We start from the raw sequence: 23,477 nt of genomic DNA on the forward strand, positions 1-23,477 counted from the left end.
AATTTGCCGATCTCATGATCTTGGTTGATCGATGCCGAAGTATTGGGCGCCTGCATACGATAGGCTAGCGAGCCAGAGCGGTGGCTGCGGCATCGGTGAGTGTATAAACCGCTTCGCGTTGTGCCCCCCGATTGTCATGATCGACCCGGAAGCCCTGATAATGGCGCCGCAACAAACCGGCACGAACCAAGTCCGAAACCGCCCGACTGACATTGCTGCGCCCCGACCGTAAGACCCTGTTGCGAACCGCGTCCATGAGGACACGGTCGTTCTCGATAGGATCCGTCGATAGCCTTCCTTCTCTTGTCAGATCTTTGCGAACCGCTTCTACGACTGCCTTGCGACGCCCATCGCGTTGGGCAAGCGGCATCATGGCATCGCAAAGCCAATCGCGGATTGGCAGTCGCTGGCTGTTCTCGATGACATATGGGCCGGCGCTCAGCCCCGGTCCTGCTGCCTTTGCGATCAGGTTTAGAATGAGAAAGGCGTAGCGCGGGCGATTGGAAAAGTCGGCTATACGCTCGATCAACCAGGGAAGATCGTTGCTCGGTGAAGGCATAGCGCTCGCAAAGAGATCATTCTGCTGGAACATATGCAGAATCTAGCACCTCGGCGTGCAATGTGAATCCCCCACCCCGCTGCAAGGCTAAATTTATTCATTCGTGACACTTTACCAGCGCCATTGGTAAAGTGTCACTGCGGGCGACTGCTGTAATACATGCCGTGGCCATGCACAGGACGATAGGCTGTCAGGATCGGCGCTGCCATCAGTAGCGGGGGCAGCGCGCTCACCATTTCCGCACCGGAATTTCAAAACCCGCTTTGCAGCATCGTCATCTAGCAGGCCGCGGAAAAACCCGTCTTCAGGCGTCGGATGTGAGATTGTATGGCAGCAATGAGAACGTGACGTCGATCTCGCGGTTGCCGTCACACCTTTCCGAAACGCTGCGTTGAGCGGATTGCGGACATAGCCATATGCGCTACTTTCCGGAAAATGGCTCCTACCGAAGTGCTTCCATCTTTTGGACGTGCGGCTTTCCAAAGACAGATACAGCAAACTGTCAAAGCCGATGTCAGTGCGGCAGCGTGTTTTTGTAGACCTTCCCGTCCTTCATGATGATGACGAAGTTCTTCGCGGGATCGGCGACGAGGTTGAGATTCTCGAGCGGATTGCCGTCGACGAGGAGCAGGTCGGCATAGGCGCCGGGCGCGACCACGCCGAGCGCGCCGGGATAGGGATTGCGCAGGCCCGACATGCGCAGCAGTTCGGCATTAGTCGAGGTCGCCATGATCAGTGCCTCCGCCGGCGTGTACCAGCGCATCAGATCGACCAGCATATGACCCTGCTTGCTGGCTCCCGCTACGGAAAACAGGATGTCGGTGCCCCATGCGGTCTTGATGTGATATTTGCGTACGAGCGTGTAGACAGTGTTGGTACCCTCAACGACCTGCGCGAACTGGGCCTGCTGGTCAGGCCCCAACATCGCCACCATGCTCATATCGAGAAGGGGCTGGGTGCTCAGCCAGACGCCCTTGTCGGCGATCATCTTCGCGGTGGCCTCGTCCATCAGATGGCCATGCTCGATGCATTTGACGCCTGCCTGGATCGCGCGCTGGATCGCCGCAGGCGTATAGGCGTGGACGCAGACATAGGTTCCCCAATTGTCGGCCGCTTCGACCGCGGCGCGAAGCTCCTCGAGCGTGAAGGTGGAGACGTCGAGCGGGCTGTGCGGCGAGGCGACGCCGCCGCCTGCGGTCAACTTGACCTGGGTCGCACCCTGCATGAGCTGCTCGCGCGCGCGTAACCGCACCTCGTCGGGGCTGTCGGCGAGCGCGAACCCGCCCACCTCCTCGCCGTGCGTCATCTGGCCCATCGCCCGGGGCAAATCGTTGGAAGTGCGGAAATCGCCATGGCCGCCGGTGATCGTGATCATCGCGCCCGAGGGATAGATGCGCGGCCCGGGCAACAGGCCCTCGTCGATCGCGCGCTTGAGCGAGAAGGACGGGCCACCGAGATCGCGGACCGTAGTGAAGCCGCGCAGCAAGGTCGCCTCCGCCTCGGCGCCGGCAAGCAGGTTGATATAGCCGGGGTCGCTGGTCATAAGCATCGGCGGCGTCGGGCGTACGAACATCGTATGCCAGTGATCGTCGATCAGCCCTGGCATCAGCACGCGCCCGCCGCCGTCGAATACGCGGGTGTTCGCATCGGGCGTGATCGGGCTGGTCGAGATGCGCTCGATCTTGTTGCCGCGCACGAGCACGCTCGAGGGGGGCGAGAGACTGGTGCTCTTGCCGTCGAAGACGCGGACATTCTGGAACAGCGTCGCCGCAGGCTCGGGCGACGCGGCTTGCTGTGCGCGACCGGGGACGAAGGCGATGACGAGGGCGGCGATCGCCGCGAGCAGCAGCAATGCCACGCGCAGGATCCGCAATGCCGGAAGGGTGGATGACGAACGCATACGATCGATTGAGATCATGACGGAGCTCCTTGCCAGCGCTCGCCTGGTGAGGCGGGCGTTGCGGTGTCGGCCCCGGTTCGCGCGTCGAACGGAAATTGCTGTGTCGGGACAGGCCGGATGTCCCAGTTCGACCGGTCTATCGAAGTCTGGGACATCGCAGTATCGGGGGCTGCCCCTAGGTAGGTGGGGGCGGGCCCGTAGAAGCCCCGCGCGGAAACCCGAGCTTTTTAACAGGTCGCGGAAACGGAGGTTCCCTTGAGGCCCTTGAGATGATTCAAGTGCCTTGGCTGAGGTTTGAAGGATTTGAGATGCGCGGCGGCGATCACCGGAGCGAAGGGCTGTTTTCCTACGTGAGCTGCGAGGCCGGGTTCCGGCGAAACATCCACTTCGGGCGATCCGTGCGATCGTCGACGAAGCTCTCGAGGTGATGTCTGCTGATTTCGATGCGGTGTATTCGCGCATAGGCCGGCCATCGATCCCGCCCGAGAAGTTGCTGCGCGCATTGCTCTTGCAAGCTTTCTATACGATCCGCTCGGAACGCCAGCTCATGGAGCAGATGGATTATAACCTGCTTTTCCGCTGGTTCGTCGGCCTGGCGATGGATGCGCCGATCTGGGATGTGACGGTCTTCACCAAGAACCGGGAGAGGCTGCTGGCCGGCGACATCGCCGCCAGGTTCCTGTCCGCGATCGTAGGGCAGTCTCGTGTGAAGGCGCTCGTGTCAGACGACCACTTCTCGGTGGATGGCACCTTGATCGACGCGTGGGCCAGCATGAAGCGCTTCAAGCCCAAGGACAGCGAGGCTTCGGGCGGTGACGACGACGACAGTGCATCGGGCGCCGGCCAGAGCGGACAGGCCAAAGCCAAGGGGCGGAATGCCGAGCGCGATTTCCATGGCGAAAAGCGGACCAACGCAAGTCATGCCTCCACCACCGATCCTGATGCCCGCCTGTTCAAGAAGGCGCGCGGCCAAGCCGCGAGGCTGTGTCACATGGCCCATGTCCTCATGGAGAACCGGCATGGCCTCGTCGTCGATGCGATGCTCACTCATGCCACAGGCACTGCCGAGCGGGAGGCTGCGCTGACCATGCTTGGCCGTATGAAGGGGTGCCATCGCATCACGCTGGCGGCGGATAAGGCCTAAGATACCGGCCACTTCGTTGCCGCCCTAGGGAACGTCGGCGTTACGCCACACGTGGCCCAAAACAATACCAACAGGCAATCTGCCATCGATGCACGCACCACCCGGCACCCCGGTTACGCCGTTTCGTTGCAGATCAGGAAGAGGATCGAAGAGGTCTTTGGCTGGGCCAAAACCAGCGGAAACCTGCGCAAGACACGGCACCGAGGGCAGGATCGCGTCGGTTGGAATTTCACGCTGACCGCTGCGGCTTACAATCTCGTCAGGCTGCCCAAGTTGCTGGCGACAGCATAGCTACGTCCGCAATCCGCTCAACGCGGCGTTTCGGAACGGTGCGACGGCCACCGCGAGATCGACGTCACGTTCTCATTGCTGCCACACAATCTCACATCCGACGATCAACCTGCCTGAAGACGGGTTTTTCCGCGAGCTGCTAAAGCGTTGTCAGGGATCCGAGTGCCGACCGGGCCCGCGACGTGATCGCGAAGCGGCCGGCGGCCATGGCGGGGGATTTTACCCCCCGCCGAAGAAATCCAGGAGGCTGTAAGGCGCGCGAGAATCGAGGCAGAGGCTCAAGGTCTCGTGCGAAGCGGCGGCAGCGGCATGACTGCGTACGAACATGTTTTCCTCATATTTGCGCAAGCCAGCCTCTATGTCATTCGAATGCGAGACGATGGCTGCCGCAAGCTCGGCACCATCGAGCATTGCAAGGTTCGCTCCCTCTCCGGCCGGCGGCGCCAGGTGGGCCGCATCGCCAAGCAGTGTGACGCCGGACACACGCGGCCAACGGTGATCCACTGGCAGAGCGTGCAACATCCGCAGGACCGGCGGAGCACTGCTATCAGTGATCAGAGACGTAAGCGCAGGAGACCATCCATCGAACTCTTGGGCGATGGACGCCCTGGCTGCCTTCCCGTCGGTAAAGTCGATCTTTGCGAACCATTCCTTTGGTCGAGTCAACGCGACATAGGCATGCACCATTTTCCCCGGTTCGCGATGAGCAAAGATACCTTGTCCGGGAGCCAATGCGAACAACGCTCCCGGACCCACCGCCTGAGAGGCTAGCGGGTGATTGGCATCGACGTCGTGCAAGTAGGTTTCGACGAAGGCCGTGCCCAGAAATTGCGGAACTGCGCCGGATACCAGCGGCCGAACCTTTGACCAGGCGCCATCTGCCCCGATCAGCAGATCGCTGAACACGCACGAGCCGTCCAAGAATTCAAGCCTGTATCTTCCTTCCCCGACCGGCGTAACGCTGCCAAGGCGTTTGCCCCACTGGACAGTGCCTGCTGGAACGCTTTCGAGGAGAATTCTGCGCAGTTCGGAACGAGGAACTTCAGGCCGACCGCGGGAACCGTCATCGTCTTCTTCAAATAACAGCGTGCCATTCCGATCCAGGATGCGCGATGCCTGGCCGCCCTCGACAATGATCTCGCGGAATGCTGCTGTCAGCCCGGCATCTTCCAGAGCCGTCTGGCCGTCATGCTCGTGGATGTCGAGCAGTCCGCCTTGCCCGCGCGCCTGAGGGCTTGAATCGGCCTCGTAGACCGTCGAGCAAATGCCATGGAGCGACAATATCCGTGCAAGGACCAACCCACCAAGGCCGGCTCCGATGATCGTCACAGATTTCATTGGGTTCCTACCGACATGAAAATGGAACGGCGTTCCATGAATTACCATTGGAACTTCATTCCAAACCTGTCAATGGCCAGTCATGAAAAGCACCGGGATGGGCAGTAAGCGGCGCAGAGACGCCCTAACGCACGAGCGGATCGTCACCACAGCGATCGCGATACTGGATGCTCAAGGCGAACAAGCGCTGACGTTCCGGGCGTTGGCGGAGAGGCTCGAAACTGGAAGTGGGGCGATCTATTGGCACGTTCGCGACAAGCAGACACTGTTGGCGGATGCGGCTGACCTGATAATTGCCGCTGCCTGGAACGAAGTTGATACAGCCCCTCACCCGCAAACTGCCATACGCAGGATTGCACTGGGCGTGTTCGACGCCATTCTCGCGCGTCCCTGGCTGGGCGGGCAATTGGCGGCCAATCCCTGGCAATACGCGGTGCTGCGGATATTGGAAGCTATCGGCAGGCAAATACAAGCTTTGGGCGTCCCTCACGAAGCACAATTCAACACGGCAACCGCTCTGATCAGTTTTATCCTCGGCCTTGCCGGGCAATTTGCGGCGGGTGTCCGTCTTTGTACGGAGCCGGGCGACCGGACCATGTTCCTAAAGAACGTTGCAGCGCAATGGAACGAACTGGCTCCGGACCTTCACCCTTTCGTCACAGGTCTCGCTTCAGAATTGCCGCAGCACGATGATCGCGAGCAATTTTTGGCCGGCGTCAATCTCATTTTATCGGGAATCGAAGCACAGGTGCCGAACCATTCGGAAAGCATGTAAATGGCATGCCCCGATGATGCCAAAAAAAGGGGCGGAGCAGCCTTCGCCGCCCCGCCCGATTCTCCCCGGGAGTAATGGAGGAGGGGATACCCCGGAAAGAGATTAGTACTTTACGCGCACGCTCGCACCATAGAACGTATCATCGATGCGAATGTCATGCGGGAATGACGGGCTGTCGAAGTAACTGTGGTACTTTCCGCCATTCACATTCACGCCATCAACGCTGACTGTGATATTCGGAGTCACGTCATATCCGACCGAAAAATCAAGACGACCGTTGGATTTGACCTTGTTGAACTGGCTTGTATCGCCCGGCCCAGTAAGAGTTCCGGCCCCGAACAACGTTTCATTATAACCCGAGCGCCAAGTATAGACGATTCGTGCGGTGATGCCATACTTTTCGTAGAGCGCGCCGGCAGTGTAGCTATACTTCGAAACGCCCAGAAGCTCCTTGCCTTCCAAGGGATCGCCAGGGGTCGTAACCTTGCTATCGGCTAGGGTGAAAGTCCCCATGGCGCCAAGGCCATCAAAACCTTCCGGCAGGAAGTCGAAGAACATCTGACCAGCCACTTCGATGCCCTTGAGATTCGACGATCCTACATTTCGGGGCTGGGTAAGCTGATACGTGTATCCATCGATGACCTGGATCGACGTGGACGGTGCCACACGATCCTTCAGCTTGCGGTAGTAGCCTGCAACGGTGACATAGCTCGAACGGCCAAAGTAGTACTCTGCAGTCAGATCGAAGTTGTTCGACTGCTGCGCCTTGAGATCCGGATTGCCGCCTGAACCGGCGAGAATGACGTTTGGATTGCCGCCCGGTGCTGCCAGCGAGAGGCCCGGATTAAGATCGCCGAAGGTCGGCTGCGCTACCGTCTTCGCATAAGTGGCGCGGAACTGGAGCGATTGCGTAGCGCGGAAACGCATGCTTGCGTTCGGCAGGACGTAGACGTCGCTCGTGTCACGGGATACCGGTTCGAACACATCCGCTCCGCCCGGACCTGCGCCGATAACGCGGGAAGTGCCGTCGATTGTCCGGTTGGTGCGAACCACACGCACTCCGACGAGGCCGTCGATCGAAGCCGTGTCACCGACGTCGATCTGGTATTTGCCCTGCATGTACGCCGCGAAGGTGTTTTCCTTTGCATCGTAATTGCGGGTGGGATCCCAGGCCGGGTCGCCGGCGGGAGCGCCGTAGAGCGCACGCAGTTCGTCGGTGTTGTTGAGCAGGTAGTCCGGGTTCGGGGTATACCAGTGCGATCCATTGTTGATGTACGGAATCGAGTCGGGCGAACGCACCAGGAAGTCGGACGGCAGCCCAGCCACCGATGAAACCAGTGTGCCGCGGTCTGGTCCCGGGAATGCGGGCCCACCGGCGACGGCACGGAACGTGCCGGAACGGTCCGAATAGCGTGCTCCAATCTGCACTTCGCGCAGCACATTGCTGTCGATGTCGAAGGTGGAGTCCAGCTTGAACGCGTACTGACGGCTGTTGGACTTGTTGAGGTCCTGGTACAGCGTGTTGGCAAATACGAAGCCATCCGGCGTGCTGAGGGGATCGCCCTGCATAACGGTTGTGCCGTGGCCATTGTCGTTCACCAGCACATCCATCGAATTGTTGTGCTTGGCGATATCGACGATGATCGCGCGGTTGGCGTTCTTCGACTGAATGTAGCTACCGTCGAAGACGAGATGAACGGTGTCCGAATTCCACTTCAGGCCGCCGCCGAGGACGTACTGGTCGGTGCTCTGCTTCTTGGCCTGGGTACTGGTCAGCGCATCGACGCCATTAAACGTCGCCGACTTACCGATGCACAGGTTCTCGACGTTCGAACCGGGCAGGAAACCTGCGTCGTTGACGCTCGCTGTGAAGCAATCGTCTGTGGCAACGGCATTGGTTATCGAGTTGCCGGCAAATACGTCGCCGAAGATAAAGTTGGTGGCGAAGGTCGAGCGATAGCCTGTGTAGAGGCCGTCGAGGTAGACCTCGAGTTCCGGCGTCACTTTCCACTCGAACGCGGCATTCACCTGAGGGCGGGTATTATAACCGGTGTCGGTCGTGCCGCCTACGCAGGTCGGGAGAACCAGATTGGGAGCTCCCGGCGGACCGTGGTTAGTCGACCGGGGATCGCAGTTGAAGGAGACCGGCCGGCTGAAGTTGTTTCGTGTGTACGAGACGTCGACGAGCAACCCCATTTCGCCATCACCGGCATCCCAGCGATCGGAGACAAGCAGTCCACCGGTGTAACTGGTCTTGTCGGAAACCGTTCCGGTATAGACACGGCCGTTGGCGGCGACCGTCAAGCCCTTGCCGAAGTTGAACGGCTTTTGCAGCTTCATGTCGATGACGCCGGCAACGCCGCCCTCGATCAGATTGGCCGAATTCGACTTGTAGACATCGATCCCGGCGATCGCCTCTGCGGGCAGGTCCTGGAACGAAAAGCCGCGTCCCACGCCGGTGAAGATTTCCCGGCCGTCAAGAGTGGTGAGAATATCACCCAGGCCGCGGATGATCGGCGACTGGATCTCGTTGTTGAAGCCGTTCTGCACCTGCACGCCAGCCACGCGCTGCAGCGCGGAAGCAACCGAGGTGTCGGGAAGCTTGCCGATGTCTTCCGCGACGATCGAATCGACAACGTTGTCCGAATTTTTCTTGATGTTGCGCGCTGCCTCGAGGCTGGCGCGTTGGCCGGAAACGATGATCTCGCTGGTGGCATCCTCAGCCGACGGCGAAACGCTGTCCTGCGCATAAGCGGGCGCGCAAGCGGCAAACGCCAGTGCGGACGACGACAGGACAAGCGAACGGGTGATGCGGTTCATTTTCCCTCCCTCTCAATAATCGGCCATTTCAGCAGGCCTTGGCGCTCTCCTTAGTCGCCGATTCTTGATCGGACAAGACATATTTGTACGATAAATAGGTTGCAGCCAAATTCGACCGGTGTTAGCCGATGCCAACAACGCTCCCGCAACACCTAAGCGTGCGGCGAACACGGACGGGCGACATTAGGGGAGGCGAATATTTCCGCTCACGACGGCACCACCAATTCGACTTCGGGCTTGCGCTCTCGCGCGTGGTTCGACGATCCCAATCATCCGGACATGACCGCGCTCTATCTAGAGCGTTATTTGAACTACGGCCTCTCCATTGAAGAGATGCAATCCGGACGTCCGATCATCGGCATTGCTCAGTCTGGCAGCGACCTTGTGCCGTGCAACCGCCACCACCTGGTCTTGGCGGAACGCATTAAGGCGGGCATTCGCGACGCCGGTGGCATCCCAATCGAGTTTCCCAGCCACCCGTTGCAGGAAACCGGCAAGCGGCCTACCGCCGGGCTGGACCGCAACCTGGCGTACATCAGCCTCGTCGAACTGCTCTACGGCTATCCGTTGGACGGGGTTGTACTGACCATCGGGTGCGACAAGACGACCCCTTCCGCGCTGATGGCGGCGGCGACCGTGAACATTCCCGCGATCGCGTTGTCGGTCGGCCCGATGCTGAACGGCTGGCACGAAGGCAAGCGCACCGGCGCCGGCACCATCGTCTGGAAAGCGCGCGAGATGCTGGCCAAGGGTGAACTGGACTACCAGGGCTTCCTGAAGCTGGTTGCCTCCGGTTCGCCCTCCACCGGTTATTGCAACACGATGGGCACGGCGACGACGATGAACTCGCTGGCCGAGGCGCTGGGTATGTCTCTGCCCGGTTCGGCGGCGATCCCGGCACCCTATCGCGATCGTCAGGAATGTGCGTGGGAGACCGGCCGCGCGATCGTGGAAATGGTGGCGGCAGACCGCAAGCCGTCAGATATCCTGACGCGATCGGCTTTCCTCAACGCCGTCCGCGTGAATTCCGCGATCGGTGGTTCGACCAATGCGCCGATCCACCTCAACGCCATCGCCCGCCACATCGGGGTCGAACTGACCCTGGAAGATTGGGAAAAGAATGGGTCGAACGTCCCACTACTGGTCAACCTTCAGCCGGCCGGTGAATATCTGGGCGAGGACTATTACCGTGCCGGCGGCGTGCCCGCGGTCATGGCCGAACTCGACAAGGCCGGCCTAATCGATGGCAGCGCCCTCACTGCCAATGGCAAGACGGTGGCCGAGAACCTGGTCGGTGCCCGGATCGTCGACGAAGACGTGATCCGTCCCTTCTCGCGCCCGCTGAAGGAAGCGGCGGGCCTGACCGTCCTCAGCGGCAACCTGTTCGAAGGCGCGGTGATGAAGCTGTCGGTGATTTCCGACGAGTTCCGCAGCCGATATCTTTCCAACCCGGAGGAGCCGGACGTGTTCGTTGGCTCTGTCGTCGTATTTGACGGGCCGGAGGACTACCACCAGCGGATCGATAACGCAGACCTTGGCATCGACGAGAATACGATCCTCGTCATTCGCGGCGCCGGCCCGGTCGGCTATCCCGGTGGCGCCGAAGTGGTGAACATGCGCCCACCCGCCGCGCTGATCCGCGCCGGTGTGCATGCCCTGCCCTGCATCGGCGATGGGCGCCAGTCCGGCACGTCGGGCAGTCCGTCGATTCTCAACGCCTCGCCCGAGGCGGCGGTCGGCGGCGGCCTTGCCCTACTGCGCACCGGCGATCGGGTGCGGATCGACCTTGCCGGTCGCAGAGCCGACATGCTGGTCGATGCGGCCGAGATCGACCGCCGGCGTGAGGACCTGGCCGAGATCGAACGCGCCGTCACGCCCGAATCGCAGACGCCGTGGCAGGAAATCCAACGCGGCCTGGTGGGTCAGTTTGCGACCGGCGCCATCCTCGAAGGCTCCGAAAAGTACCAGCGCATCGCCCAGACGCGCGGGTTGCCGCGCGACAGCCACTGATGGCTTCCGTCCGCATCATTCCCCGCGACCGGGCGGATGTTCTTGGCGAAGGACTGTTCTGGTCCGTCCGCGACGGTGCGCTGCTGTGGACCGACATTCTCGGCCGCCGCATCAACCGGCTTTCGCCTGCCACCGGGCAGGTGGAAAGCTGGGAGACGCCGGACGTTGTCGGCTGGATCGTCGGCACGCAGGACGGCGGCTTCCTGGCCGGGATCGGCCGATCGATCGCGCGGGTCTCGTTCGATCCGTTCGTATGCGAAATGCTGGTCGAGATTCCCGAGCAGCCGGCCGGCAACCGCGTCAATGATGCGGCAGCCGATCCGCAGGGTCGGCTGTGGCTGGGGACGATGCCGTTCTCTTGCGACGTGCCCACTGGCGCATTCCACCGCTTCGCCAACGGGACGATCGGACGGGCCGATGCGACGCCCTACACGATTCCCAACGGACCGGCGATTTCGCCGGACGGCCGCTTCCTGCTGCATACCGACAGCGCGATGGGCGTGATCTTCCGTTACGCGCTGGAAGACGGCGTGCTGGGCGAGCGCGAGCCGTTCATCACCTTTCCGGACAGCGACTCCGCGAACGGGGGTTCCGATAGCTGGGGATCGCCCGATGGCATGACATTCGATGCCGAGGGCCATCTCTGGGTCGCATGCTGGGGCGCCTCCCGCGTCACCCGGTTCGCGCCGGACGGCACGCCGGTGCGGCGGATCGAACTGCCGGCCAGCCAGATCAGCAATTGCGTGTTCGGCGGCCCTGACCTTGACTGCATGTTTGTGACCAGCGCAGCCGACGGGGTCGATGAAGAACATGCCGGCGCGCTGTTCGAGATCGATCCAGGTTGCCGGGGGCTGCCCCCCTTCCTGTATCAAGACTGAAGTTTCGAGAGGAGAGACGATGCTCAGGACCCTAGCCACCGCCGCCCTGCTGGGCGCGGTGTCGACATCCGCGCTGGCCGCGGAAGCAAAGCGCGAAACCTTTGGCACGATGCCGGACGGGACCGCCGTGGAGGCGGTGACCCTCAGCAATGCCAAGGGCATGTCCGTCCGCGTGATGACGCTGGGCGCCTCGATCCAGTCGGTGATGATGCCCGGCCGCGACGGCAAGACCGTGGACATCGCAGTAGGCTACGACAGCCTGGACGGTTACGTGAAGGACGGCCAGTTCTTCGGCGCCACGGTGGGCCGTGTCGCCAACCGCATTGCCAAGGGCAAGTTCACGTTGGACGGCAAGGACTATTCGGTTCCCATCAACAATGGCCCAAACTCGCTCCACGGCGGCACCAAGGGCTTCGACAAGGTGGTTTGGACCCTCCGCGACATAAAGCAGGGCAAGAGGGGCAACCAGAAAGGTGGGGGTGCGGCCAGCGTCACCATGCGCTATGTCAGCCCTGACGGCGACATGGGCTATCCTGGCACACTGACCACCGAGGCGACCTATACGCTCGACGAACAGAACAACCTGACGATTACCTACACGGCCACCACCGACAAGCCGACCGTGGTGAATATCTCCAACCACGCCTACTGGAACCTCGCCGGTCCGGGGCAGACCGCGATGAATCACGTGCTGACCATCCCGGCAGACCGTTTCACGCCCACCGACGAGACCTCGATCCCCACCGGCCAGCACGCGAGCGTGGCCGGTACCGTGTTCGACTTCCGCCAGCCAACGCCAGTGGGTGCGCGCGTGCGCGAAGGTAAGGACGCCCAGATCCGTTATGGTCGCGGTTATGACCATAATTGGGTTATCGGAAATGCCGTCAGCCCCGACCCGCATCTGATGGCCCGCGTATCCGATCCCGTCTCTGGCCGAGGTTTCGAGCTCTGGTCCAACCAGCCGGGCCTGCAGTTCTATTCGGGCAATTTCATGGACGGAACGATCGTCGGAAAGTCCGGCCAGATCTATCGTCAGGGCGACTCGCTGGTGTTCGAGCCCCAGCTGTTCCCCGATACTCCGAACCAGCCGCAGTTTCCGCCGGTCCGCCTCAATCCGGGCAAAACCTACCGGAATGTCATGACCTACAAGTTCTTCATCGCAGAATAAGAGGGGAGAAATCCTGTGAAAGCTTCCGCAACCAGCCTTCTGGTTTCCGCCATCCTGGGCGCCGCCACCCTGACCGCCATGCCTGCCGAGGCGCGCCCGCAGTGGACGCCTGCCGAAGCGAAGGCGTGGTACGCTAAGCAGCCCTGGTTGGTCGGCTCCAACTATGCACCTGCCAATTCGATCAACCAGCTGGAAATGTGGCAGGCCGGAACCTGGGACCCCAAGCGGATCGACTACGAACTGGGCCTCGCCGAGAACATCGGCATGAATACCATGCGCGTGTTCCTTCACGACCAGTTGTGGCAGCAGGATCCCGAGGGCTTCAAGAAGCGCATCGACGAATTCCTGACAATCGCCGCCAAGCACAAGATCAAGCCGCTGTTCGTGCTTTTCGACAGCTGCTGGGATCCGAACCCTGCGCTGGGCCCGCAGCGTCCGCCGATCCCCGGCGTCCACAATTCGGGCTGGGTGCAGGCCCCTGGCCTGCCGGCTATGCGCGATCCGTCGCAGGAGCCGCGCCTGAAGGCTTACGTGCAGGGCGTGATCGGCGCTTTCGCCAAAGATGACCGCATCCTCGGCTGGGATCTCTGGAACGAACCTGACAACGGCGCCGATCAGTACAAGGGCCAGGAAGGCAAGGAACCGCTGGTCCGCGCGCTGCTGGCAAAGACCTATGATTGGGCCCGTGCGGTCGACCCCAGCCAACCTTTGACGTCGGGCGTGTGGCAACACGATGACTGGGCGACGGACGCCAAGCTGTCGCCAATGGAAAAATTGCAGCTCAGCCAGTCGGACGTGATTTCCTTCCACGACTACAACTGGCCCGAGACGTTCCAGGGCCGCGTGAACCAGCTCAAAGTCTATGGTCGCCCGATCCTTTGCACCGAGTTCATGGCGCGGGGCAACGGATCGACCTTCGACGGCTCGTTGCCGATCGGCAAGCGCGAGAACGTGGCAATGATCAACTGGGGCTTCGTCGACGGCAAGACGCAGACCCGTCTGCCCTGGGATTCGTGGAGAAAGCCCTACACGATGGACGAGCCGACGATCTGGTTCCACGAGGTGTTTCGCAGCGACGGCACCCCTTATCGCCAGGCCGAAGTCGACCTGATCCGTTCGCTGGCAAAGGCGCCCAAGGGCGTGGTGCCGACTGCCAAGAAGTAGGCCTCGACAAACAACCATCTACTCAGACAAGAGGAGCGACATGCATAACATCCGGTTTTCCGTCGCCTTCTCTGCCGCGCTCTGCGGTCTGATCCTGACCGCTCCTGCCCATGCCGCTTCGGCCTGGGCGGGAGCCTGGGGCTATGCCCCGGCCGACAGCGGTGCCGGCGATGCCGAACAGCCGGCCGGCACTTATCGCTACCGCGTGCGCCTGACCCAGGCCGGCGACGCACTGCAACTGACATTCAGCAATGCCGAAGGCGCGGTACCGCTTGCCGTCTCGACGGTAAGCGTGGCCAGCCCTTCAGGCGCGGCAGGTACCGATGTGGCTGCGGCTTCCATCCACGGCATGAGTTTTTCCGGCAAGCCCGGCTTCGCGCTCGCCAAAGGCCAGACTTTGCTCAGCGACCCGCTGGTGGCGCCCTTCCGCGTCGGGCAGGACCTGATTGTCAGCGTCACCTTCGCGACGCCGACGCGCCCCGGTCAGACCAACCTGGGCCTTGAAATGGCCTTTGCGCCGGTCGGGACGAGCCCGGTTTTCACGCCGATCAAGGTGCGCCCCTATCTCTCGCTCGTTTCGGTGCGCACGCCGCGCGCACCATGCAATATCGTCGCGTTCGGTGATTCCATCACCGACGGCTTCCTCAGCGCCTCACCGCAGACCCGGGGCTGGCCGGGCCGTCTCGCCGAGCGCTTGGCCACGCTCCCCCCAGCACAGCGGTGCGGCGTGGTGAATATGGGCATCAGCGGCAATCGCGTTCTGAAGCCGGGCCGCTCCACGTCCGCGCTAGACCGGTTCTGGCGAGATGTCGCCAGCGTACCCAGCGTCACCCACGTGATTTTTCTGGAAGGCATCAACGACATTGGTAACGGTGCCGAACAGGGCCCGGATGCGCTAACCGCCGACCAACTGATCCAGGGCTACCGCCAGTTTGTCGCCCGCGCCCATGCATTGGGCATCAAGGTGATAGGCGGCACCATGACGCCTGCGCTTCATGCCGGTTACATGTCTCCCGCAAAGGAAAGGACGCGACAGGCGGTCAACACGGCAATCCGGGGCGGAACTATCTTCGACGGTGTCGTCGATTTCGAGGCGGCGGTGCGTAACCCGGCCGCGCCCGCAGACCTTCGTCCGGAATTCGACCCGGGCGACCATTTACATCCTAACGACGCAGGGCTGCGGGCGATGGGCGACGCGGTGAACCTCTCGCTGCTGAGATAATGCGCACCGGATTACGCCCACGATTGGGGTAATCCGGCCACGAGTATCAGGGGCGGGGTGCTTCCACCGGATCGCCGGCGCGCGAGGGCACCGGGAACACCGGCATGCCGTCCTTGCTCCATTCCATGCGTTGCACCCGGGGTGAGCGCGCTGCCGTGCACTTGCGGTCCGCACCGTCGTTCGCGTGATAGACGATCCAGGTTTTCTTGCCGTCCTCGGTAGTGAAGAAGCCATTGTGCCCAGTGGCATAGACGTTGTTCTGCGGCGCCTTGGCCAACACGGGGCGCGGCGACTTGGTCCAGCTTTCGGGCAAGAGCGGATCACTTCCCGGCTTCGCGTGGAGCAGGCCCAGCGCATAATCGTCCGACCAGCAGGCGCTGGCCGAGTAGGACAGGAACAGGTCGCCGTCGGGACCGGCCAGAAATTCCGGCCCTTCCAGAATCTGGCGTCCGCCCTGTCGCTCGAACGCGAGGTCGGGCCGGGCTATCACGGTTTCACCGGGGCCCAGCGTCCAGGGGTTCGTCATCGGCGCGATGGCCAGCACGCTGTCCGGACCGTCATAGGCCGAATAAACGAAGTAGCGCTTGCCGCCATGCTCGAACACGGTGCCGTCCAGCCCGGTCAGGCGCGTGTTGATGCGACCACGATCGGTCCATTCACCCTTCAGCGGGTCGGCGTTGGCATTTTCCAGCACGAATACGCCGCGATGGGCATCGTCGTCATGCCCTGCCTGAGCGGCGGTATAGTAGACGTACCACTTGCCATCGATACGATGCATCTCGGGCGCCCAGATGGAGATCGCATTGAGACCGGTCGCCGGCGGCGTCCAGATCACATGCTCGGGTGCCTGGGCCAGTTTGCCCAGATCGTCGGTTTGGCGGATCGCGATACGATCGCCCTTGGTGCCGAGGAAATAGAAGGTAGAGCCGTAATGAACGATCCACGGATCGGGCCCGCTCCCCAGCAACGGGTTGGTCAAGGTGGCCGGCGCGTTTGCAGCCGTTGTCGTGCCGACCGTCGCGCAGCCGGCTAGTGCCAGCGCCACCGCTACCGGGGCAAACGTTGGGGAAATCATCTTGGGAATCATCAGCGCACCTCCATCTCTGCCCATGCCTTCGCAAATGCGCGGGCGTTCGCGGCAATTTCCTCGGCCGTTGAGCCGGCACGGTAGAGCGCGGAACCCAGGCCGAAGCCGTCCGCACCCGCCTGGCGCCACGGCACCATGTTGTCCGGCGCGATGCCGCCGACCGCCAGCAGCGGCACGTCCCTGGGCAGCACCGCGCGCTGCGCCTTGACCACGGCCGGGGTGGCCGCCTCGGCCGGGAACAACTTCAGCCCGCTAGCCCCGGCAGCGAGGGCGGCGAAAGCCTCGGTCGGCGTGAAATAGCCGGGCAGCGAGATCATGTTGCGGCGCGCGCTTTCGGCAATGACGGCGATGTCGGTATTGGGCGAGACGATCATCGCGCCGCCCGCATCCTGCACTTGCGCCACTTGCGCGGTGGTCAGCACCGTGCCGGCGCCGACGATCGCCGCATCGCCGACGCGGCGCGCCAGTTTCTCGATGCTCGCCAGAGGATCGGGGGAATTGAGCGGAACTTCGATCAGGCGAAAACCCGCTTCGACGAGTGCGTCGGCAGCGGCTTCCACCTCTTCGGGGCGTATGCCGCGCAGGATGGCGACGAGCGGGAGTTGCGCGAGAGCAGTGGCTAGATCGATCATGGCTTGGTATCCCAGATACGGGTGATGCCGGCGACGAAGGAGGCATGGCTGTCGACGATGACGGCCTCTCCTTGGGCTAGGGCGATGGCGGTGGAATAGAGGCGGGCGAGCAGGCCGTCGGCCAGCAAGTGAACCGTCTGCCCAGGCGCGAACCGGGCGCGGCAGTCGGACCCGATCAGCAATCCGCTGACATAGGCCGCCGCCGCGCCGGCGGGGCGCTTGCCGAGCACCGAAGCGGCACGCACGCCGAACAGAGCAGCCAGCAGATCGCGGTCGGCGCTGGCCTCCACGCCCGCGCGAAAGTCGTCGTCAGCGTCAACCTCGCCCGCCATCTCGCTGCCGATCAGGGCATGGGCCTTGAGCAGAGCGAACATCTCACCGGTCATGGCCGTGGCGAAGTCGACCAGCGCACCGCGGCGCATCGTTGCCCACTTGGCATGGGTACCAGGTTGGCACAGCAGCGCGTCGGCAGGCGCCAGACCGGCGGCGACCGCGCCGAGCAGTTGCACTTCCTCGCCGCGCATTACGTCCGGCCGGCGTTCACCCTCGCGGCATACGCCAGGCACGATGGCAACGCCGTCCGCCGGCGAGACCAGCCGGGCGGCCAGATCGGCGATTGAGGCCGGCGCGGGAACATAGCCCGCGTCCTTCCACCCTCGGTTGGACCCGACCATGCCTGCCAGCAGCATCGGCAATCCATCGTAGCGCGTCCGCAAGGCCGCCGCGAGTTCGGCAAATCGGCCCGGCTGCACGGAGAGGATGCCCAGGTCATCCCGTTCGGTGGCGACGACCCGGCCATTCTCGATCCGGTAGGCACGTCGGTTGGTGGTTCCCCAGTCAACCGCGATGAAGGACGCGCCGCTCACCAGAACACCGCGTAGAGCACGCAAAGCACCAGCACGACCGCAATGGCACCGGCATTGAACCCGGCTGAGGTGGCATAGCGCACGTCTCCGGTGGAGATCGTGTCCCGATCACGCCGCGCGGGCGTGGCGAGCGAGACGACAACGGCCAGTGCCAGCGCCGCCAAGAAGACCAGACCCATGCGGTCCATGAAGGGAATGCCCGGCATCCACACCTTAAAGGCCCAAGACAGCACCACCGAAACAATTGCAGCCGCGATCGCTCCCGGTTCGTTCGCACGGCGCCAGAAGAGACCGAGCACAAAGATCACGGTGATGCCCGGAGTGAAGAAACCGGTGAACTCCTGGATGAATTGGAATGCCTGCGCGCTCGATCCTACCAGGGGGCGCGCGGTCAGGATGGCCAGCACAATCGCCACGGCGGCGGCTACGCGGCCCACCAGCACCAGTATGCGCTCCTGCGCATCGCCGCCCTGTCCGGTCGTGCGGAACTTGCTCCACACGTCGAGCGTGAAGATCGTTGCGATCGAATTGATCTTGGATGCGGTAGAAGCGACGATCGCCGCCACCAGCGCGGCGAACACGAGGCCGAGCAGACCCGGCGGCAGCATCCGCATCATCGTGGGATAGGCTTCGTCCGGCTTGCCAAGGTCGGGCGCCAGCACCACGGCGGCGATGCCCGGCAACACGATTATGATCGGCATGATGAGCTTCAGGAACGCCGCGAACAGCATGCCGCGCTGCGCCTCGTCTATCGATTTTGCCGCGAGCGCGCGCTGTATGATGTACTGGTTAAAGCCCCAGTAGGACAAATTGGCGATCCACATGCCGCCGATCAGCACCGACAGGCCCGGCAGGTCCATGTAGTGCGGATTGCTCTTGTCCAGGATCATTTCGAAATGATCGGGTGCACGCGCCATCAGACGAGAGAAGCCGGCGAGGATGCCATGGCCTTCGCCAATCTTGCCCAGCGTCAGCACCGCAATCACGAGTCCCCCCATGACCAGCAGCGTGACCTGCACGATGTCGGTCAGTGCTACCGCCTTCAAGCCGCCGCGTAACTGGTAGAGAAGCGCGAAGACCCCCAGCGCGATCAATGCCGCGTTCTGGTCCACGCCGGCCACCTTGGTAACCGCGACGGAGCCCAGCCAGATGATGCTGGTCAGGTTTACGAAGACGTAGAGCACCAGCCAGAACACCGCCATCAGTGTGCGGATGCCGGGACCGTAGCGCCGTTCCAAGAACTGCGGCATCGTGTAGATTCCGTTGCGCAGGAAGATCGGCAGGAAGAACTTGCCGACGATCAGCAGCGTGGCCGCCGCCATCCACTCGTAAGAGGCGATGGCAAGGCCGATCGCATAGCCAGATCCGGACATGCCTACGATCTGCTCTGCGGAAATGTTCGCAGCGATCAGGGAAGCCCCGATCGCCCACCATGGCAGATTCTTGGAGGCCAGGAAGTAGTCGGTCGAATTTTTCGGGCCGCCCCCCCCTTTTTCGCGGCTTACCCATTGAGCAAGGCCGAATATTCCGATCGCGTAGATCACGACCACGGCAATGTCGATCGTCGCCAGTCCCATCTCGTCTCCCCGGTCCCGGCTGAAGGTCGCCGGGCGGCATCGATCCGAATCGCACTCGATCCGGCCTCGGCCATTGGCCTTCCTTCATAAAACACCTATTTATAATATCAATCTTGACAATGACCTTTGAAATCGATCTGGTTACGGCAACAAGGTACCAAGGGAGACGGAAATTGGTTCGGGGCAAATCGCGCTTCGCCGCTACGGCAACGTTCGTAGCGGCATCAGCCGCCTTTATGTTTTTGCTGACTGAGATGCCTGCAGCCGCGCAGGACGGGGCCGCCAAGCAGGCGCCGCGCGCTGAGGTTGTGCCCGGCGCGCCGGAAACACCCTACGTCGATCCAGACAAGGCGTATCTTTTCGCTCACATGACCAAGGAGCACTACGGAGTGCTCTATTATTCGGTTAGCCGGGACGGGTTGCACTGGCAGCAGATCAACGGCGGCAAGCCCGTGTCAGGTGATTACCACGGCCATGCTTCAATCGCACGCGGTGGCGACGGTCGCTATTACCTCGTCGGCAACAAGAGTGACGACGATCCGTTCATCCGCTTCTGGGTCTCCGACGATCTCGTGACCTGGAAGCCTTACGGCACCTATCGCCCCGAACTGCAGAACATTCCCGGCTTGCCACACGCGCTGCAGCGGATAGGCGCGCCGAAGCTCTTCTTCGACAAGCGGTCGAACCAGTTTATGTTGACCTGGCACACCGCGACGGTTCCGGGTGTTCCGGAGGATCCGGAGCGATACTGGGCCAGCCAGCGCACACTGTATGTTCTCTCGCCCGACCTCAAGCGCTTCGAGAAGGCGCCGCGTCGCCTGTTCGATTGGGACATGGCCACGATCGACACCTTTATCCAGCCCGAGGCGGACGGCAGCGCCTATTGCGCGGTTATCAAGGACGAACGCTATCCCAGCTACAACTGGACGACCGGCAAGACCGTGCGCATTGCCTGTGCAAAGGATCTCCTGGGTCCATACCCGCCGCCGGGGCCGCCGATCAGCCCCAATTTCCGCGAAGCGCCCACGGTAATTCGCGCGCCGAACGGTGAGGACTGGCTGATGTATTACGAGCAATATGCCGGCACAAGCTACGGTCTGTCCAAGGCGCCGCGCCTGTCCGGTCCCTGGTTCCAGGTCTCGGGCAATTCGGGAGTGCCCGAATGGAACCGCTTCGAAATGCCGGCCGGCCTTCGCCATGGTTCGATGATTGAAATCAGCAAGCTTCAGTACGATGTGCTGATAAAGGCGTTCTCTGAAGGTAAATGACAAAAAATTCAGGGAAAAATGCGCGGGCTTTGTCCGGTAGGAAGCCCGCGCCTTCCCGCTGGCGCCCTATCGGCGAAGCCTTGTCCCCGTATAGGACTTATCATACGAATTGACATGTTACTGGAAAAACCGTTTGTCTGGGCTGTGCGGCATCACAATCGCCCTTCCGCAGGCTGGAGGGGCAGCATAAGGTTAAGGACAGCGTTTTGGGACCTTCCCATCTCATCATCGACGAGCCGGTATCGCAACTTGGCCGCAACCTGACTTACGGCTTGCTGGACAGCATCGGCCGCTCGATCGTCACTGGTCAGTTCGACCACGCCGATTTCCCGACGGAAGCCGAATTGGCGAAACAGCACGGCGTAAGCCGTTCAGTAACGCGCGAAGCCGTCAAGATGCTTACGGCGAAGGGACTGCTCAGTGCCCGGCCACGTCAGGGGACTACGGTGCAACCCACCTCGTCCTGGAATCTGTTCGATACCGATGTGCTGCGCTGGATGCTCGAGCGCAAGTTGTCGGTGGATTTGCTGCGCCAATTCAATGAGTTGCGAGTTGCGGTGGAACCGGAAGCCGCCGCATTGGCAGCACGAGTGGCTGATAGTGAGGATATTCGGCGGATAGACGAAGGACTTCAACGAATGCAGGCGGCGGAGCGAGGTCTCGACGAACCTCTTGATGCGGACATAGCATTCCACGTAGCGGTGCTTCGGGCTTCCAAAAACCCCTTCTATATTCAACTCCGCGATGTCGTGAGCACGGCTCTGCGAACATCAATAAGATTCACTAATCGTATCAAGGGCCGCACGGCGGATGTCGCCGAGCACGCAAAGGTGCTTGATGCCATTGCTTCCCAAAACCCCGAAACGGCACGAATTGCGATGCGGCGAATCATCGGCGACGTGCTCGACCTGATCGAAGACCGTCCAACGGAATCGTAGGGTCCCTCACGGACGGGGAATTCCTACTCGAGACTACCATTACAAGGAATTGACGTGGAGCCACTCAAATTGGGCCTCGCGGGGATCGGGAAGATCGCGCGAGACCAGCATTTGCCTGCCATTGCCGGTGAAGACCGGTTCATTCTGCGCGCAACCGCCAGCCGTCATGCACAGCTCGATGGCATCGCGGGCTATCGCGAAGTGGGTGAAATGGTTGCAGCTTGCTCCCTTGACGCGGTCTCGCTCTGTACGCCGCCGGATGGTCGCTACGAGCAGGCACTTGCGGCAATAGAAGCCGGTCTCCATGTCATGTTGGAAAAGCCCCCCGCTGTGACGCTTTCTCACATTGCCGCACTGGAACAAGCGGCACGAAACGCCGAAGTGACACTTTTTGCAACCTGGCACTCAAGAGAAGCTTCCGGCGTTGCACCTGCAAGGGCATGGCTTGCCGACAAGGTCGTCGAGGCGGTACGGATCGAATGGCGCGAAGACATCCGCCTTTGGCATCCGGGGCAGGAATGGATACTTGATGCTGGCGGTTTCGGTGTCTTCGATCCCGGAATTAACGCCTTATCCATTGCAACCGCCATTTTGCCCGGAGAGCTTCTGCTTGAAACGGCGACGATGGATGTTCCGGCAGGACGAGGCTCTCCGATCCGCGCGCAGATGCAGATGCGCTGCGGAACCGCGCGCGTTGAGGCCGATTTCGATTTCCTGCAAACCGGACCTCAAATCTGGTCGATAGAGGTGGATACCAATGCAGGTACCCTAGTCCTCACAATGGGTGGAAGTGTGCTCCACATTCCAGGCCGTCCGCCGCAAACAGAAGCCGATCAGGAATACCCGCGGCTCTACGCGAGGTTCGCGGAACTCATCTCGGCAGGCGAAAGTGAGATAGACGTTCGTCCGTTACGGTTAGTTTCGGATGCCTTCATGATTGCCGACAGGCGGGAGATCGAAGCCTTTGCCTTCTAGCGAGGAAGAGTTCCGAAGTCGTCGGTTGGATCGCGATGTTCGGGCGGGGCGCGCGATCGACGCTGGCTGGTCCCACGACCCACCGTAAATCGGCCGAACAATTCGCGCGGTTCGCCACAAGGGACGATATTTCGCGGATTACGCTTTCCACCAGCTCAGGTATTGGGGAGCTTCCAGTTCAAGCCGCACGGCCATGGCCTGCGATATTGCGAAGGCGTTTTCGGAGGGTTGTCCCAGTCCCCGTAAAATGAGCGCACTTATCCGGACAACATAATCTTTGCCGAGGCCGCTTCTCACGATACGGCGTATGGCTTCGATCTTGGTACCCAGAAGAACGTCCATGCCCTCGGCCCAGTCTTCGAGGTCATATAAACCTTCGGCGATGCCCAGCTTCAAATCTGCAACCATGTGACGGATCATCTGGTTGTTTGGATCAGGCAGTTCTACATAGGCCACAAATCCGCCCCAGTGCGGATCGATCATGGCTCGCCGAAGAAATAACTGCACACCCGTTGCCAGACGTTCTCGCGGATCTACCAGCACGTCATAAACCCGGACGATGTCCCGGGCCATTTCATCTGCAAGGCAGGCTCCGAGTTCGGATATCGCTTCTTCCAGCGAGCCAAAGTGCTTGTAAAAGGTTCCGCGAGAGACTTCCGCAAAGCGTATGACATCGTCAATCACCTTGCTGCCGGAAGCGCGATCGTCCGAGCATACCGCCAAAACCGATCGCAGGAGATGCTCGCGCATACGTTCGCGCTTCTCGCGCGCAACCCGCACCCGGTGATTTTCGGCCGTTGTCAAAGAGGATGATGGGATAACCATGCAAGCCTCATGACGAAGCTTGCATGCTGCATCAAGGCCA

At 61.7% G+C, this 23,477-nt stretch carries 18 protein-coding genes and 1 pseudogene; 10 read left to right on the top strand and 9 right to left on the bottom strand.

Features of this window, described 5'->3' with window-relative positions:
* Window positions 1-64: 64 nt before the first annotated feature.
* Both WBP07_RS20930 and WBP07_RS20935 read right to left on the bottom strand, forming a co-directional pair.
* Window positions 65-592, bottom strand: coding sequence for a hypothetical protein (locus WBP07_RS20930; RefSeq protein WP_395396353.1), 528 nt, complete (start codon window positions 590-592; stop codon window positions 65-67).
* 481 nt (window positions 593-1,073) lie between these two features.
* Window positions 1,074-2,459: an amidohydrolase family protein gene (locus WBP07_RS20935; RefSeq protein ID WP_395396489.1), complete on the bottom strand. Its 1,386-nt coding sequence runs from the start codon at window positions 2,457-2,459 to the stop codon at window positions 1,074-1,076.
* A 308-nt stretch (window positions 2,460-2,767) separates the two neighbouring features.
* Between WBP07_RS20935 and WBP07_RS20940 the strand changes: the two are divergent.
* Window positions 2,768-3,894: pseudogene (locus WBP07_RS20940) on the top strand (IS5 family transposase).
* A gap of 219 nt (window positions 3,895-4,113) precedes the next feature.
* Here WBP07_RS20940 and WBP07_RS20945 read toward each other — a convergent pair.
* Window positions 4,114-5,232, bottom strand: a complete 1,119-nt coding sequence (locus WBP07_RS20945) for an FAD-dependent oxidoreductase (protein WP_395396354.1) — start codon at window positions 5,230-5,232, stop codon at window positions 4,114-4,116.
* Window positions 5,233-5,314: 82 nt separating this feature from the next.
* On the opposite strand from WBP07_RS20945, the gene WBP07_RS20950 reads away from it, so the two are divergent.
* Entirely contained in the window at window positions 5,315-6,007 is a 693-nt protein-coding gene (locus tag WBP07_RS20950; RefSeq protein ID WP_395396355.1) for a TetR/AcrR family transcriptional regulator, read from the top strand.
* Between the two features lie 102 nt (window positions 6,008-6,109).
* Here the strand turns inward: WBP07_RS20950 and WBP07_RS20955 are convergent, their stop codons facing one another.
* Window positions 6,110-8,827, bottom strand: coding sequence for a TonB-dependent receptor (locus tag WBP07_RS20955; protein WP_395396356.1), 2,718 nt, complete (start codon window positions 8,825-8,827; stop codon window positions 6,110-6,112).
* A gap of 198 nt (window positions 8,828-9,025) precedes the next feature.
* Between WBP07_RS20955 and WBP07_RS20960 the strand changes: the two genes are divergently transcribed.
* The 5 genes from WBP07_RS20960 to WBP07_RS20980 are packed head-to-tail and all read left to right on the top strand — an operon-like array spanning window position 9,026 to window position 15,269.
* Window positions 9,026-10,837 carry an IlvD/Edd family dehydratase gene (locus WBP07_RS20960; protein WP_395396490.1) on the top strand — a complete coding sequence of 604 codons (1,812 nt, stop codon included), beginning with the start codon at window positions 9,026-9,028 and terminating at the stop codon, window positions 10,835-10,837.
* Window positions 10,837-11,715 carry an SMP-30/gluconolactonase/LRE family protein gene (locus WBP07_RS20965; protein WP_395396357.1) on the top strand — a complete coding sequence of 293 codons (879 nt, stop codon included), beginning with the start codon at window positions 10,837-10,839 and terminating at the stop codon, window positions 11,713-11,715. Before WBP07_RS20960 ends, WBP07_RS20965 begins: the two co-directional genes overlap by 1 nt.
* A 19-nt stretch (window positions 11,716-11,734) precedes the next feature.
* Window positions 11,735-12,883, top strand: coding sequence for an aldose epimerase family protein (locus WBP07_RS20970; RefSeq protein ID WP_395396358.1), 1,149 nt, complete (start codon window positions 11,735-11,737; stop codon window positions 12,881-12,883).
* Window positions 12,884-12,898: 15 nt separating this feature from the next.
* Window positions 12,899-14,047: a cellulase family glycosylhydrolase gene (locus WBP07_RS20975; RefSeq protein WP_395396359.1), complete on the top strand. Its 1,149-nt coding sequence runs from the start codon at window positions 12,899-12,901 to the stop codon at window positions 14,045-14,047.
* Between the two features lie 40 nt (window positions 14,048-14,087).
* Window positions 14,088-15,269, top strand: coding sequence for an SGNH/GDSL hydrolase family protein (locus WBP07_RS20980; protein ID WP_395396360.1), 1,182 nt, complete (start codon window positions 14,088-14,090; stop codon window positions 15,267-15,269).
* Between the two features lie 46 nt (window positions 15,270-15,315).
* On the opposite strand, the gene WBP07_RS20985 is transcribed toward WBP07_RS20980, so the two are convergent.
* The 4 genes from WBP07_RS20985 to WBP07_RS21000 are packed head-to-tail and all read right to left on the bottom strand — an operon-like array spanning window position 15,316 to window position 19,431.
* Window positions 15,316-16,356, bottom strand: a complete 1,041-nt coding sequence (locus tag WBP07_RS20985) for a family 43 glycosylhydrolase (protein ID WP_395396361.1) — start codon at window positions 16,354-16,356, stop codon at window positions 15,316-15,318.
* Entirely contained in the window at window positions 16,356-16,988 is a 633-nt protein-coding gene (locus WBP07_RS20990; protein WP_395396362.1) for a 2-dehydro-3-deoxy-6-phosphogalactonate aldolase, read from the bottom strand. Before WBP07_RS20990 ends, WBP07_RS20985 begins: the two co-directional genes overlap by 1 nt.
* Window positions 16,985-17,854, bottom strand: coding sequence for a 2-dehydro-3-deoxygalactonokinase (locus WBP07_RS20995; protein WP_395396363.1), 870 nt, complete (start codon window positions 17,852-17,854; stop codon window positions 16,985-16,987). The genes WBP07_RS20990 and WBP07_RS20995 overlap by 4 nt, the downstream gene beginning before the upstream one ends.
* On the bottom strand, window positions 17,851-19,431 hold the full coding sequence (locus tag WBP07_RS21000) for a sodium/sugar symporter (protein ID WP_395396364.1): 1,581 nt from the start codon (window positions 19,429-19,431) through the stop codon (window positions 17,851-17,853). Before WBP07_RS21000 ends, WBP07_RS20995 begins: the two co-directional genes overlap by 4 nt.
* Window positions 19,432-19,685: 254 nt before the next feature.
* On the opposite strand from WBP07_RS21000, the gene WBP07_RS21005 reads away from it, so the two are divergent.
* The 3 genes from WBP07_RS21005 (at window position 19,686) to WBP07_RS21015 (ending at window position 22,612) form a co-directional block, all read left to right on the top strand.
* Window positions 19,686-20,699: a glycosyl hydrolase family 43 gene (locus WBP07_RS21005; RefSeq protein WP_395396491.1), complete on the top strand. Its 1,014-nt coding sequence runs from the start codon at window positions 19,686-19,688 to the stop codon at window positions 20,697-20,699.
* Between the two features lie 206 nt (window positions 20,700-20,905).
* A complete protein-coding gene (locus WBP07_RS21010) occupies window positions 20,906-21,637 on the top strand; it encodes a FadR/GntR family transcriptional regulator (RefSeq protein ID WP_395396365.1) in 732 nt (243 codons plus the stop codon).
* Window positions 21,638-21,691: 54 nt separating this feature from the next.
* On the top strand, window positions 21,692-22,612 hold the full coding sequence (locus WBP07_RS21015; RefSeq protein WP_395396366.1) for a Gfo/Idh/MocA family protein: 921 nt from the start codon (window positions 21,692-21,694) through the stop codon (window positions 22,610-22,612).
* A 138-nt stretch (window positions 22,613-22,750) separates the two neighbouring features.
* On the opposite strand, the gene WBP07_RS21020 is transcribed toward WBP07_RS21015, so the two are convergent.
* Window positions 22,751-23,437 carry a TetR/AcrR family transcriptional regulator gene (locus WBP07_RS21020; protein ID WP_395396367.1) on the bottom strand — a complete coding sequence of 229 codons (687 nt, stop codon included), beginning with the start codon at window positions 23,435-23,437 and terminating at the stop codon, window positions 22,751-22,753.
* Window positions 23,438-23,477 lie beyond the last annotated feature (40 nt).

Source organism: Novosphingobium oxfordense (genome assembly GCF_044029435.1).
Lineage (GTDB): Bacteria > Pseudomonadota > Alphaproteobacteria > Sphingomonadales > Sphingomonadaceae > Novosphingobium.

Coding starts and splice junctions, on each gene's coding strand:
- WBP07_RS20930 (WP_395396353.1), bottom strand. CDS start 592: ATGTTCCAGCAGAATGATCTCTTTGCGAGCGCTATGCCTTCACCGAGC.
- WBP07_RS21000 (WP_395396364.1), bottom strand. CDS start 19,431: ATGGGACTGGCGACGATCGACATTGCCGTGGTCGTGATCTACGCGATC.
- WBP07_RS20985 (WP_395396361.1), bottom strand. CDS start 16,356: ATGATTCCCAAGATGATTTCCCCAACGTTTGCCCCGGTAGCGGTGGCG.
- WBP07_RS20935 (WP_395396489.1), bottom strand. CDS start 2,459: ATGCGTTCGTCATCCACCCTTCCGGCATTGCGGATCCTGCGCGTGGCA.
- WBP07_RS20945 (WP_395396354.1), bottom strand. CDS start 5,232: ATGAAATCTGTGACGATCATCGGAGCCGGCCTTGGTGGGTTGGTCCTT.
- WBP07_RS20980 (WP_395396360.1), top strand. CDS start 14,088: ATGCATAACATCCGGTTTTCCGTCGCCTTCTCTGCCGCGCTCTGCGGT.
- WBP07_RS20970 (WP_395396358.1), top strand. CDS start 11,735: ATGCTCAGGACCCTAGCCACCGCCGCCCTGCTGGGCGCGGTGTCGACA.
- WBP07_RS21005 (WP_395396491.1), top strand. CDS start 19,686: ATGCCTGCAGCCGCGCAGGACGGGGCCGCCAAGCAGGCGCCGCGCGCT.
- WBP07_RS20990 (WP_395396362.1), bottom strand. CDS start 16,988: ATGATCGATCTAGCCACTGCTCTCGCGCAACTCCCGCTCGTCGCCATC.
- WBP07_RS20955 (WP_395396356.1), bottom strand. CDS start 8,827: ATGAACCGCATCACCCGTTCGCTTGTCCTGTCGTCGTCCGCACTGGCG.
- WBP07_RS20950 (WP_395396355.1), top strand. CDS start 5,315: ATGAAAAGCACCGGGATGGGCAGTAAGCGGCGCAGAGACGCCCTAACG.
- WBP07_RS21020 (WP_395396367.1), bottom strand. CDS start 23,437: ATGGTTATCCCATCATCCTCTTTGACAACGGCCGAAAATCACCGGGTG.
- WBP07_RS20965 (WP_395396357.1), top strand. CDS start 10,837: ATGGCTTCCGTCCGCATCATTCCCCGCGACCGGGCGGATGTTCTTGGC.